This window comes from Campylobacter sp. JMF_04 NA10 (assembly GCF_027737655.1).
GTDB lineage: Bacteria > Campylobacterota > Campylobacteria > Campylobacterales > Campylobacteraceae > Campylobacter_B.
The window spans coordinates 84550-97194 of the sequence record NZ_JAOVTZ010000005.1; the positions used below are offsets into that span (position 1 = coordinate 84550).

Annotated in this window: 11 protein-coding genes; 7 read left to right on the forward strand and 4 right to left on the reverse strand. The window is 43.8% G+C overall.

Annotated features, from left to right (window positions below):
• Positions 1-78 precede the first annotated feature (78 nt).
• From OFO12_RS07185 to OFO12_RS07200, 4 genes are read right to left on the reverse strand one after another with little or no spacing between them, the layout of a single operon-like run.
• Positions 79-1359 carry a dihydroorotase gene (locus OFO12_RS07185; RefSeq protein ID WP_270870002.1) on the reverse strand — a complete coding sequence of 427 codons (1281 nt, stop codon included), beginning with the start codon at positions 1357-1359 and terminating at the stop codon, positions 79-81.
• The gene (locus tag OFO12_RS07190) at positions 1359-2285 is read right to left on the reverse strand and encodes an aspartate carbamoyltransferase catalytic subunit (protein ID WP_270870003.1); all 927 of its coding nucleotides are present in this window, start codon (positions 2283-2285) and stop codon (positions 1359-1361) included. Before OFO12_RS07190 ends, OFO12_RS07185 begins: the two co-directional genes overlap by 1 nt.
• A gap of 51 nt (positions 2286-2336) precedes the next feature.
• On the reverse strand, positions 2337-2978 hold the full coding sequence (locus OFO12_RS07195) for a hypothetical protein (RefSeq protein WP_270870004.1): 642 nt from the start codon (positions 2976-2978) through the stop codon (positions 2337-2339).
• A gap of 9 nt (positions 2979-2987) precedes the next feature.
• A complete protein-coding gene (locus tag OFO12_RS07200) occupies positions 2988-4085 on the reverse strand; it encodes a CinA family protein (protein ID WP_270865321.1) in 1098 nt (365 codons plus the stop codon).
• Between the two features lie 119 nt (positions 4086-4204).
• Here OFO12_RS07200 and ileS point away from each other — a divergent pair, with 119 nt between their 5' ends.
• The 7 genes from ileS to OFO12_RS07235 all read left to right on the forward strand — a co-directional run bounded on the left by ileS (position 4205) and on the right by OFO12_RS07235 (position 12638).
• Positions 4205-6967, forward strand: coding sequence for an isoleucine--tRNA ligase (ileS, locus tag OFO12_RS07205; RefSeq protein WP_270870005.1), 2763 nt, complete (start codon positions 4205-4207; stop codon positions 6965-6967).
• Between the two features lie 99 nt (positions 6968-7066).
• Positions 7067-8425, forward strand: coding sequence for an Asp-tRNA(Asn)/Glu-tRNA(Gln) amidotransferase subunit GatA (gene gatA / locus OFO12_RS07210; protein ID WP_270870006.1), 1359 nt, complete (start codon positions 7067-7069; stop codon positions 8423-8425).
• Between the two features lies 1 nt (position 8426).
• On the forward strand, positions 8427-9878 hold the full coding sequence (gene guaB, locus OFO12_RS07215) for an IMP dehydrogenase (protein ID WP_270865324.1): 1452 nt from the start codon (positions 8427-8429) through the stop codon (positions 9876-9878).
• Positions 9875-10981, forward strand: coding sequence for a homoserine O-acetyltransferase MetX (gene metX / locus OFO12_RS07220; protein ID WP_270870007.1), 1107 nt, complete (start codon positions 9875-9877; stop codon positions 10979-10981). The genes guaB and metX overlap by 4 nt, the downstream gene beginning before the upstream one ends.
• Complete coding sequence (xseB, locus tag OFO12_RS07225; protein WP_270859252.1) at positions 10971-11165, forward strand: exodeoxyribonuclease VII small subunit; 195 nt, start codon at positions 10971-10973, stop codon at positions 11163-11165. The genes metX and xseB overlap by 11 nt, the downstream gene beginning before the upstream one ends.
• Entirely contained in the window at positions 11158-11982 is an 825-nt protein-coding gene (locus tag OFO12_RS07230) for a carbon-nitrogen hydrolase family protein (RefSeq protein WP_270870008.1), read from the forward strand. Before xseB ends, OFO12_RS07230 begins: the two co-directional genes overlap by 8 nt.
• Positions 11979-12638, forward strand: a complete 660-nt coding sequence (locus tag OFO12_RS07235; protein ID WP_270870009.1) for a HesA/MoeB/ThiF family protein — start codon at positions 11979-11981, stop codon at positions 12636-12638. The genes OFO12_RS07230 and OFO12_RS07235 overlap by 4 nt, the downstream gene beginning before the upstream one ends.
• Positions 12639-12645 lie beyond the last annotated feature (7 nt).

Genomic DNA, 12645 nt, shown 5'->3' on the forward strand with positions numbered 1-12645 from the left:
AAGAATTATATTAGAATTTTTAAAATTTAAAATTTAAAAAAGGTCAAATTTAACCCAAATTTGGGTTAAATTTGAAATTTAGGCTACCACATTTGGGAAGTCAAAGACCACTTTTCCGCTTTTTATCGTTAGCACGCACGCACCTTTTAGCTCTTTGCCAAAAAGTGGCGAATTTTGTGATTTTGACTTATTGAGTTTCGCGTCGTAAGTGTATCTTAGCTCAGGGTCGATTATAGCGATATCGGCTAGTTTGCCAACGGCGATTTCGCCTTTGCCAGAGAGTTTTAAAATTTTGGCTGGATTATACGAGGTGAGAGCTACCATTTTTTCATAATCAATCACGCCCTCATCGACTAATTTTAGCGTCAAAGGCACGAGCGTTTGAAGCCCTAAAATCCCAAACGGAGCCTTGTCAAATTCGACAAATTTATCGTCCCAACTATGCGGTGCGTGATCTGTGGCGATGACATCGATTAGCCCGCTTTTTAAGCCCTCTCTCATAGCCTCTACATCGGCATTTGTGCGAAGTGGCGGAGACATTTTAAAATTCGTATCATATCCCATAAGTTCGCTCTCATCATAAGTGAAATGGTGTGGTGTAACCTCACAGGTTACATTTATGCCCTCTTTTTTGGCTTGATCGATGAGTTTTAGCGACCAAGCTGAGCTGACATGCGCCACATGCAGGTGTCCGCCCGTTTTTTTAGCAAGCAAAATATCGCGCGAAACCATAATCTCCTCTTTTTCACTTGCCATGCCTTTTAGCCCTAGTAGCGCGCTTACCCTGCCCTCGTTCATCACTCCGCCATGACAAAGCGAGCAATCCTCGCTGTGATTTATGACAAAAGAGCCAAAATGCGCCGAGTATTCGAGGGCTTGTCGCATGACTGAGCTATCTGTAACAGGAAGTCCATCATCGCTAAATGCCACGCACCCAGCCTCGATCATATCGCCCATTTCGACGATTTTCGCCCCCTTGCAATCCTGCGAAATCGCTCCGATTGGAAGCAGGTCGATTAGCCCCCTATCGCGCGCTTTTTTAATCATTGCCTTTGTGATTGCAGAATTATCATTTACTGGATTTGTATTTGCCATAGGCATAGCGGTCGTTACGCCCCCTGCTACGGCTGTTTCGCTACCAGTGATGACATCATCTTTATACTCAAAACCGGGATCTCTAAAATGCACATGCATATCAATTAGCCCCGGCATGACGAGCTTGCCAGTCGCGTCGATGATTTTATCTGCGCTTGGCTCGTCTTTTGTAAGTGCTGAAATTTGGTCATTTTCTATTAAAACATTTATCTTTTCGCTTCTGTCGTGGTTAATAACGGTGCCATTTTTGATTAAAATTTTCATTACAAGCTCCTATTTAAATTTATTGTGTGAAGCACCGCCATACGCATGGCTGCACCGTTTTCGACCTGATCGAGAATGCAGGTAAATCGCGGATCGTCCGCGACATCTGAGTTAATCTCCACGCCACGATTTATCGGGCCTGGGTGCATGATAATCACACCCTCTTTGGCTACTTGCATGCGCTTAGCAGTTAGTCCAAAAAATTTGCTATATTCTCGCACGCTTGGAAAGCTTGGCTCGCCGTCTTGGCGCTCTAATTGAATTCTTAGCATTATTATCACATCTGCGCCCTCGATCGCTTCCTCGACACTTTTGCAAATCCTGCACCCAAACGCCTCGCAGTCTCTTAGCATCATCGGAGGACCAAAGAGTCTGACATTTATACCTAGTTTTTTCATCGCCCACGCATCAGATCTAGCCACACGAGAACGAAAAATATCACCGATGATAGCCACTTCAAGCCCATCAAATTTGCCTTTGGCTTCGTGGATTGTGAGCAAGTCCAAAAGCGCTTGTGTTGGGTGCTCGTTTAGTCCGTCTCCTGCATTTACAATCGAGGCGTCGCAGTTAGAGGCGATAAATTTCGCAGCACCGCTACTTGCGTGGCGCACGACAAAAATATCACTGCGCATGGCTTGCATATTTTTTATCGTATCGATTAGAGTTTCGCCTTTTTTGGTGCTACTTGAACCTGCGCTGAAATTTATGGCGTCCGCGCCAAGGCGTTTGGCGGCGATTTCAAAGGAAATGCGCGTTCTAGTGGAGTTTTCGAAAAAAGCATTAATCACGGTTTTTCCACGCAAAGAGTCTGATTTTTTGATATCCAAGCGGTTTAGAGCCTTGAAATCCTTCGCCAAAGCGATGAAATCATAAATATCCTGCGCGCTCAAATCTTGCGTGCTAAGCAGGTGCTTTAATTTATACATTTTGCCTCCTAAAATGGTTAAAATTTGCGCTGTATTTTACGCAAATTTGACTTAAATTTTTAAATCCTCTCCCTGCGAATTTTCATAATGTTTTTCAATTTTTTTGCCATTATTAATCATATCGCCAAAGATATTTAAAATCTGTCCGAAACTCGAATTTGCATCCTTTGCTAAATCCATTAAATCCTTTTCGATCCCGCCTAGTGAGCCGTTTAAATCGCGCACGATCTTCTCGCCTTTTTTGGCTAAATCTTCTAATTTATCCGCATTTTTTTCGGCAAATTCGTTTAAAATTTTCGGTGCTTCCTTGCTTAATCTTTCCAAATTTTCGCCCAAAATTTTAGCCGTTGCGGCAAATTCATCAATCGTTTCGTTGATATCTTTTGAAATTTTACCCTCAGGCTTTGGCACTAGCTCGATTTGAACCTTTGGTTTAGCGTTTTGGCTCAAATTTGCCTCTGGCGCAGGCTCGCTTGAAGCAGCGCTTCCTGGCGCAGGTTTAGGGGCGCTCGCACTTACTGATAAATTTTTATCCAAATTTATCTGCGTTTTTGGCTCATTTTTCTCAACCATTTTTTGAGATTTTTTTTCGATCTCTTTCTCGATATCTAGGCCGTTTTGGCTAGATTTGTCACTGTCGCTACACGCACTAAAAATAAGCGCGCAAGCAAGCAAAATTCCACATTTTTTCATACTCTCTCCTTAGTTTAAAAATAAATCACTTCTTAATTTCAAAAGCAAGCAAACTGCGATATTTGCGGCCTCTTCGCGGATATAGTTGCGATCTCCGTTTAGATGAAATTTGCCGATTATCTGTCGCCCACCAAGCTCTTTTGCCCCGATAAAGACCGTTCCTACGGGCTTTTCATCGCTTCCGCCACCAGGTCCAGCTATCCCGCTAATGGCTAGGGCAAAATTCGCCCCCGAACTCTCCAATGCCCCGCTAAGCATACCTGCGACGCATTGCTCACTCACTGCGCCGTAATCTTGCAAAACCTCATCGCTCACATCTAGCCACGCACGCTTTATCTCGTTTGCATAGCTTACCACCGAGCCATCAAAAATATCACTCACACCAGCTATTTCGCCAAATTTAGCTGCCAAAAGTCCAGCCGTGCAACTCTCTGCAAATGTGATTTTCGCCCCGATTTCTCGCAATTTCTCCACGGCGTGAGAGATGAAATTTTTAGGTGCGATAAATGAGTTTGCATAGTATTTGCTCACGCTGTCTAAAAATTTATCCAGCGCGCCAAATTTTTGCTCGCTAGCGCGCACAAAGAGCAAAAACGAGCTGTATTCGCTGATGATAAATGAAATTTTATAGCTTAACGCTAGGCTTTCAAGTCTAGCTTTTGCGCTCGCATAGTCTGTGTCAAATAGATAAAACCCCTCGCCCTCATTTAGGGGATCTTGCAAAATTTGGGGCAGTTTTTGCAAGGGGTCTGCTTTTAGCACATTTACAAGGCAACCCTTAATATCTAGCAAAAAACTATCCTTTACCACAAATTTAGCTGCTGAGGGGGCTAGCGTGCCACAATCTTTAAGCTCCAAAGTATCAAGCGTGAGCGTGGAGAGGATTTTCCCTGCGATTGCATAAGCCACTTTTGTCGCAAAAATCGTGATATAATCGTATTTGCCGAGCATTTTTTCTATCAAAAATGGCAAATTTTTATCGTTTTCATTTATAAATTTAATATCATCAATCACGCCGAAAACCTGCTCGTATTCGCGCAAAATATAGCTAAAAAATGGCGGATTGTAGCGGATAGCTTCGCCGATGATTAAAATCACATTTTTCATAAATTTCGACCTTTAAATTTTTGCCATTATAGCATAAAAAATTCTTGCATTTTCAGTCCTTTTTAAAAGCCTTTTTGCTACACTTACCAAATTTTTTAAAACACAATTAAAGGTTTTTTATGGATTACAAAGAAACACTTTTTCTCCCTACTACGGACTTCCCTATGCGAGGCTCACTCCCAGCGAACGAACCAGCGCGATTTTCTAGCTGGTATAACGAGCGAGCAATTTATGAAAAAATGAAAGCCAAACGCAAAAACGCAGGCGCTAGCTTTAATATCCACGACGGCCCACCTTATGCCAACGGACACCTGCATATCGGCCATGCGCTAAATAAATTTTTAAAAGACATTATCACTAAAACCCACTATTTTTTCGGTGAAAATATCCGCTATGTCCCGGGCTGGGACTGCCACGGCTTGCCAATCGAACAACAAGTAGAAATCAAAATGGGCGACGCGAAAAAATCAGCTACCAAGCACGAAATCCGCGAGCTTTGTCGCGCACACGCGAAAGAATTTATCGATATCCAAAGAGATGAATTTAAAAGCCTTGGCGTAATTGGGGATTGGGAAAATCCATATTTGACACTGAAATTTAACTTCGAAGCTGAAATTTACAAAACCCTTTGCAATATCGCTAAAAAGGGCATTTTAATCGAGCGCAGTAAGCCTGTGTTTTGGAGCTGGGCGGCAAAAAGCGCGCTAGCTGAGGCGGAGGTCGAGTATAAGGACAAAGAGGATTATTCGATTTATGTGGCTTTCGATTTAAGCGATGAAGCAAACGCCAAAATCGGCGCAAAAGGCGCAAAAGCCGTGATTTGGACGACTACGCCTTGGACACTTCCAGCAAACGGCGCAATCAGCCTAAATCCAAACGAAACCTATGTCCTAACAGCCGAAAATTTCATACTTGCAAAACCGCTTTTAGAAAATTTAATCGGCGCAGGTATCACAAATGGCGAAATTTTAAAAGAATTTAGCTCAAAAGAGCTAGAAAATTTATACGCAATCAACCCACTAAATGATAGAAGCTCAAAATTTATCCTAGGCGAACATGTCTTAATGGACGGCGGAACAGGCCTAGTTCATACCGCCCCAGGACACGGCGAGGACGATTATTTTGTAGGCTTAAAATACGGCATAGAGGTGCTAATGCCAGTCGATGAGGCAGGGTGTTTTGATGAAACACTGCGCGCGAAGGGGCTATTTAGGGCTGGCGTCGTAGATGAAATGGTCGGCATGCACATTTTCAAAGCAAATGAAAAAATCGTCGAAATTCTTGGCGATGCAGTGGTAAAAGTCGGCAAATTTACCCACTCATACCCACACTGCTGGCGCACGCACAAACCAGTAATTTACCGCGCTACAAAGCAATGGTTCATCGCTATGGATAAAGAATTTAGCGGTGGAAAAACACTGCGCCAGATCGCGCTTAGCGAAATCAAAAAAATCAAATTCTACCCAGCCACTGGCGAAAATCGCCTCACAGCGATGATTGAAAACCGCCCTGATTGGTGTATTTCAAGGCAGAGAGATTGGGGTGTGCCGATTGCGTTTTTCCGCGATCGTGGCACGAAAGAGCCGATTTTCGACGAAAAAATAATGGATCATTTATACGAAATTTTCAAAGCCAAAGGCGCTGATGCGTGGTGGGATAGCGAAATTTGCGATCTTTTACCACAAGACTCTGGCTACAACCCAGCAAATTTAGAGAAAGTTACCGATATTTTAGATGTTTGGTTCGATAGTGGATCGACTTGGAACGCTGTGCTAAAAAGCGGCGAATACGACGCAGGGGCATTTCCAGCCGATATGTATTTAGAGGGCTCAGACCAGCACAGAGGCTGGTTTCAAAGCTCACTTTTGCTAAGTTGCGCTGTAAATGAGTTCGCTCCGTATAAAAGCGTCCTAACTCACGGCTTTACAGTCGATGAGAAGGGTCAAAAAATGAGCAAATCCGTGGGCAATATCGTCCTTCCACAAAAAGTCGCCAAAGAATACGGCGTGGAGATTATGAGATTATGGGTTGCACTGAGCGATTACTCCACAGATTTGAAAATCAGCGAAAATATCTTAAAACAAGTCAGCGAGCAATACCGCAAAATTCGCAATACAATTCGCTTTTTGCTAGCAAATGTTAGCGATTTAGAAGAGCTTGAAACCTCAAATTTCACAACCCTTGATAAATGGATTTTAACCCGCGCAGTAAGGACTTTTGGCGCGGTCGAAGAGAGTTTTAGAGAGTATGATTTCTCAAAAGGATTTAACCAACTTCTAAATTTCCTAAGCGCAGATTTAAGCGGAATTTACCTTGATATCATCAAAGACCGCCTTTACTGCGATCATATCGACGAGCCAAGACGCCGCAGTGCGCAAAGTGCGCTAGTGCTAATCACCAGAGCGCTACTGCCTCTGATTGCGCCTACGCTAACTTACACAATCGATGAAGTAATGCAATACGCACCAAGTATCGTTAAAAACGGCAAAGAAGACGCTTTTGATTTAGTTTATGCGCCGATTGAATTTAGCGATTTTGTCGAATATGATGAAATTTTAGAGCAATCAAGAGAGAAATTTTTCGAAATCATCGACGCCCTCAAAAAAGACAAAATCATCAAATCGACCCTAGAACTCGCTTTGCAAACTAGCTCAAATGAAATTTTATCTTACGATATTTTGGGCGTGAGTGATTGGTTTATGGTAAGCGATGTAACCTCGCTAGATGGCAACAGCGACAATGCTTTGGCAGAATTTCGCATAGGTGATGAAATTTTCCGCCTTGTAAAATCTGATAAATTTAAATGCCCAAGGTGCTGGAAATTTAGCGCAAAAGAGCAAGATTGCCTATGCCCAAGATGTGCAAAGGTGCTAAATGCTTAGTTCGCCTCAACATTTTAGTATAGTAGTTCTCACAATCGCGCTAATCTTTGTCTGCATAGGCGTGGGAATAAAATTTGTAATAAAATTTAAGGATAAAAAATGATAAGTTTAAAAGAGGCTTTGAAACTGAGCCCTAGCGAAATTTTGGCACTTCGCGCAGATTTAAAAAGCCAAATCATAGCCAATAAAAACCTTGGCGCGTATGTCGAACAACTCAGTGGCGAGGAATTAAACGAAAGTGGTGCAGGTGTGCCAATCGCGATTAAAGATAATATTCAAGTCAAAGGTTGGAGCGTAACGGCAGGTTCTAAAATCCTGCAAGGCTACATTGCGCCTTATGACGCAACCGTAATCAAAAAACTAAAAGAGGCAAATTTAGCTCCATTTGGTCGCACCAATATGGACGAATTCGCCATGGGAAGCACGACAGAGAGCTCGTATTATGGCAAAACTCTAAATCCGCTCGATCACACTCGCGTCCCAGGCGGAAGCAGTGGCGGAAGTGCAGCTGCTGTGGGAGCTGGACTTGCAATCGCAGCCCTTGGAAGCGATACTGGTGGCTCTATCCGCCAGCCAGCAGCCTTTTGTGGTTGCGTGGGATTTAAGCCAAGCTATGGCAGGGTGAGCCGTTACGGGCTTGGAGCGTATTCATCTAGCCTAGATCAAATCGGACCGATTACAGGAAATGTCGAGGACGCGGCGATTTTATACGATATCATCGCAGGACACGACACTATGGATAGCACGAGCTACGCTGGCGAGTTTATCAGCACGGCTGATAAATTAAATAGCGAGCGCAAACTTACAATCGCAGTCATCGAAAACTACCTAAATGAGGCTAGCGACGAGATTAAAACTGCGCTAAATTTGGCAATCGAGAAGCTAAAAAGCTTCGGACACAAGATAATTTATAAAAATTTGCTAAATTCCAAATACGACATTGCGACTTACTATATCATCGCCACAGCCGAAGCTAGCGCAAATTTAAGCAGATATGACGGCGTGCGATACGGAAACCGCGCAAAGGCGTCAAATTTAAACGAACTTTACGCAAACACCCGTGGTGAGGGATTTGGCGACGAGGTCAAACGCAGAATGCTTCTAGGAACATTTGTGCTAAGTAGCGGTTACTACGACGCTTACTACATAAAAGCGCAAAAAGCCAGAGCCTTTATCAAGGCTGAATATGAGGAAATTTTAAAAGAGGCTGATTTGATTTTTATGCCGATTGCGCCTGATGTGGCGTATAAATTTGGCGAGTTAAACGACCCGCTAAAAGCTTATCTTAGCGATATTTACACAATCGGCGTAAATTTAGCAGGACTTCCAGCAATTTCCGTGCCAGTGGCTAGAAATTCACAAAATTTAAATATCAGCGCACAACTAATAGGACGCGCTTATGACGAACAAACGGTGCTTGATGGCGGGTTAAATTTAGAAACAATCGTAAGGGGTTAAGATGAAAATTTTGAAAAAAGCTTTGACATTTGAAGATGTTTTGTTGGTGCCACAATACTCTGAAATTTTACCAAAAGATGTAGATTTAAAGACAAAATTTACCAAAAATATCACTCTAAATACGCCACTTGTGAGTGCTGCTATGGATACGGTTACCGAGTATCGCACAGCTATCATGATGGCTAGACTTGGTGGGATTGGCGTAATCCACAAAAACATGGATATCGAAAGCCAAGCCAAAATGGTTAAAAGAGTGAAAAAAAGCGAAAGTGGCGTCATCATCGATCCGATTTTTATCAAAGCCACAGCCAGCGTGCAAGATGCGCTAAATTTGATGGCTGAATACCACATTAGCGGAATTCCAGTCGTCGATGACGAGCATAAATTAATCGGAATTTTAACTAACCGCGATTTGAGATTTGAAAGCGATACCTCAGCGCGCGTTGGCGATAAAATGACTAAAATGCCACTAATCACGCTCAAAAAGGGCTCGACGCTAGATGACGCTGAAAAAGTTTTCCGCAGCACCAAGGTAGAAAAACTCCCGATTGTTGATGAAAACAACCATTTGGAGGGATTAGTTACCATTAAAGATATCAAAAAACGCATCGAATACCCTCTTGCAAACAAAGACGCTTATGGCAGACTTCGCGTAGCAGCCGCCATTGGCGTAGGTCAGATTGATCGCGCAAAAGCCCTTGTCGAAGCAGGCGTAGATGCGATTGTAATGGATTCTGCTCACGGACATACCAAAGGTATCATAAACACCCTAAAAGAGCTTAAAAAACAGCTAAATGTCGATGTCGTAGTAGGAAATGTCGCGAACCCAGAGGCTATCAAAGATATCGCCGAAGCTGGCGCAGACGCGATAAAAGTCGGTATCGGACCGGGCTCAATCTGCACCACTAGAATCGTCGCAGGTGTGGGCGTGCCACAATTTACCGCAATTGTAGATTGTGCAAACGAAGCGGCTAAATTTGGCGTTCCAATCATCGCAGACGGCGGTATCAAATACTCAGGCGAAATCGCCAAAGCCCTAGCAGCGGGCGCTAGCTCAGTAATGATGGGAAGCGTGCTAGCTGGGTGCTACGAAACCCCTGGCGAGCTAATCACCTTCCAAGGTCGCCAGTATAAGACATACCGCGGTATGGGCTCAATCGGCGCTATGCAAAAAGGAAGCTCTGATAGATATTTCCAAGAAGGCACCGCCAAAGAAAAACTCGTCCCAGAAGGAATCGAAGGACGCGTCCCTTATGCTGGTATGCTAAAAGATGTAATCTTCCAACTAGTAGGCGGTCTAAGAAGCGCTATGGGGTATTGCGGAAGCAAGGATATCCCTACCTTGCAAGAAAAAGCCGAATTTGTCGAAATCACAAGCGCAGGACTTAAAGAGAGCCATGTCCATGATGTCATCATCACGCAAGAAGCGCCAAACTACCGAGTTAATCAGTGAAAATCCAAACCAAAACCCACTATTTTGACGAACCGCTCTATTTAGAGAGCGGTCGTGTTTTTTCTAAATTTCACCTAGCTTACGAAACTTACGGCGAGCTAAATTCCGATAAATCAAATGTCATTGTCATCACACACGCTCTAACTGGTAGCGCACACGCTGCTGGCAGATACGAAAATGAAAGCAAGGCTGGCTGGTGGGACAGCCTAATCGGCGATGGCAAGGCAGTGGATACGAGTAAATTTTTCGTCATCTGCATAAATATCCTCTCATCGCCCTTTGGCTCGACCTGCCCGTTAGATATCGACGATAGCACCGGCATGGAATATCGCACACGCTTTCCTGTGCTTGTAATCTCAGATGTCGTAAAGGCGCAGGTTAGATTGCTAAGCGAGCTTGGGATTTCGCGCGTAAAAGCCGTAATCGGCGGGAGTTTAGGCGGTATGCAGGCTCTGTGCTACGCAATCGAATACCCAAATTTCGCCGAAAATATTTTCGCACTAGCTACCACTTATGCGACGCAGCCTTGGGCGATAGCATTTAATAAAATCGCAATCAGCGCGATTAAAAGCGATCCAAATTTCAAAGGCGGGTATTATGACAAAGATGAAATCGCAAAAAATGGCTTAAACGGCATGGCGGTAGGTCGCATGGCTGGGCATATTAGCTTTTTAAGCCCTGCTTCGATGAACGAAAAATTTGGGAGAAATTATGTAGAAACTGACGGACTTTACGAGCTTGACGGCAGGTTTCAAGTAGATCGCTACCTAGACTACAATGGGGTAAATTTCTCTCATCGCTTCGATCCGCTATGCTACCTTTATATCGCAAAAATGATGAATCTTTTCGACTGCACGAGGCATTATGGCTCGCTAAAAAACGCCATGGCGCAAATTCGCGCGAAACTATTTTTGATTTCGTTTTCTGGCGATATTTTGTTTCCGCCAAATTTAATGGAGGAAATGTATAAATGTATGATTGATCTTGGCGCGAAAGAGCGCGTGTTTTACACGCAAATCGACAGCGATTACGGACACGACGCATTTTTGGTCGAGGTGGAAAAATTTGACTATATCATTAAAAGGGTTTTAGATGCAAGATAATTTCGAAGAAAAAATGAAAAAAATAGGCGAGCTATTAGAGAGCTTAAACGACAAAGACATCACGCTAGATCGCTCTGTGGAGCTGTATAAAAGCGGAATTTGCCTGCTAAAAGAGGCGAAGGAAATTTTAGAAAACGCCAAGCTTGAAATCACGCAAATAAACGAAGGTGCGCAAAATGATTAAAATCTGCGCTCTGCAACTCGCCACGCTTTCGATGAGCGAAAATCGCATTGATTATTATATGAAAATAGCCCACGACAATGGCGCAAAAATCGTGGTTTTGGGCGAATACACGCTCAATTCGTTTTTTACCGAGCTAAAACACATGCCAAGCTCAATCACGCAAAAACAAAGCGAACACAAAATGGAGCTAATGCAAAATTTAGCCAAAAAATACGATTTACACATCATTGCGCCCATAATTCGCCAAAGCGGTGGCGAGGCTGGCGAAATCGCATGGATCAAATCCTGCGCGCATTTTAGCCCCTCTGGCGTGAAATTTTACGATCAAACTATGCTAATAAACTACTCGCACTGGAACGAGGACGAGTTTTTCCTAAATGCCAAAATTCACGAAAACGGCAAATTTGAGCCACTGATTTTCGAGGTCGAGGGTGTGAAATTTGGCGTTTGTTTTGGGTTTGAAGCGCATTTTGATATGGTGTGGCAGCGCTTCGACCACGAAAGCGTAGATTGCGTGCTAATCCCCACAGCTTCGACATTTGAGTCAAATTTGCGCTGGGCAGAACTGCTTAAAATGCGAGCCTTCACGCACTCGGCGTATATCGTGCGCACAAACCGCATAGGCGAGGCGAAATTCGGCGATATGGACTTTAAATTTTATGGCGGCAGTTTCCTAGCGAATCCTTACGGCGAGATTATCAACGAATTGCGTGACGAAGAGGGCGCGCTAATGTGCGAAATAGACCCAGTAATCGTGCGCGAAGCTACGGAATTTTGGGGCTTTAAAGCAAATTTGAAAAACAAAGGCTTTGCGTGAAATTTTTCCATAGACAAATCCAGCTTTGGGGCGAGGAGACCCAAAGCTCCCTAGCGCAAAAATCCGTCCTAATCATCGGCTCTGGCGGGCTTGGAAGCTCTTTTGCGTATGCGCTAGGAGCCAGCGGAATCGGGCGGATTGACATTGTCGATTTCGACACAGTGTCGCTTCATAATATCCACAGGCAAATTTTATTTTCGCTAAGCGATGAGGGACGATACAAGGCTGATATTTTCAAAGAGCGCGTGCAGGCTCGATACGATGGAGTGCGTGTGAATACGCACAAAATGAAAGCTGATGAATTTTTTGCTAGTTGCGCGGATAAATTTGACCTGATTTTAGATGCGACTGACAATCTCGCCACCCGCGCGCAAATCGACGAGTTTGCCAAGCAAACTGCCACGCCATGGGTGTTTAGCTCAGTCGATAGCTTTCAGGTGCAGGTCTGCTTCGTAAGCGAGGCGAATTTCAAATTTTTCCCAAATTTGGGCGCCACGCCAGCTGGAATTGCTGCGCCGATTGTGATGTTTGCAGCGAGTTTTGCGGCAAATTTAGCACTTCGATACTTAGCAAATTTGGAAGTTAAAAAAGATACGCTTTATTATCTAAATTTTTTCTCGGGCGAATTTGAAACCAAAAAAATCGCTCTTGTTTAAGGCAAAA

Bases quoted from the DNA above. Each gene is read 5' to 3' on its own strand.
- OFO12_RS07185 (WP_270870002.1), bottom strand. From the start codon at position 1,359: ATGAAAATTTTAATCAAAAATGGCACCGTTATTAACCACGACAGAAGC.
- OFO12_RS07190 (WP_270870003.1), bottom strand. From the start codon at position 2,285: ATGTATAAATTAAAGCACCTGCTTAGCACGCAAGATTTGAGCGCGCAG.
- OFO12_RS07195 (WP_270870004.1), bottom strand. From the start codon at position 2,978: ATGAAAAAATGTGGAATTTTGCTTGCTTGCGCGCTTATTTTTAGTGCG.
- OFO12_RS07200 (WP_270865321.1), bottom strand. From the start codon at position 4,085: ATGAAAAATGTGATTTTAATCATCGGCGAAGCTATCCGCTACAATCCG.
- ileS (WP_270870005.1), top strand. From the start codon at position 4,205: ATGGATTACAAAGAAACACTTTTTCTCCCTACTACGGACTTCCCTATG.
- gatA (WP_270870006.1), top strand. From the start codon at position 7,067: ATGATAAGTTTAAAAGAGGCTTTGAAACTGAGCCCTAGCGAAATTTTG.
- guaB (WP_270865324.1), top strand. From the start codon at position 8,427: ATGAAAATTTTGAAAAAAGCTTTGACATTTGAAGATGTTTTGTTGGTG.
- xseB (WP_270859252.1), top strand. From the start codon at position 10,971: ATGCAAGATAATTTCGAAGAAAAAATGAAAAAAATAGGCGAGCTATTA.
- OFO12_RS07230 (WP_270870008.1), top strand. From the start codon at position 11,158: ATGATTAAAATCTGCGCTCTGCAACTCGCCACGCTTTCGATGAGCGAA.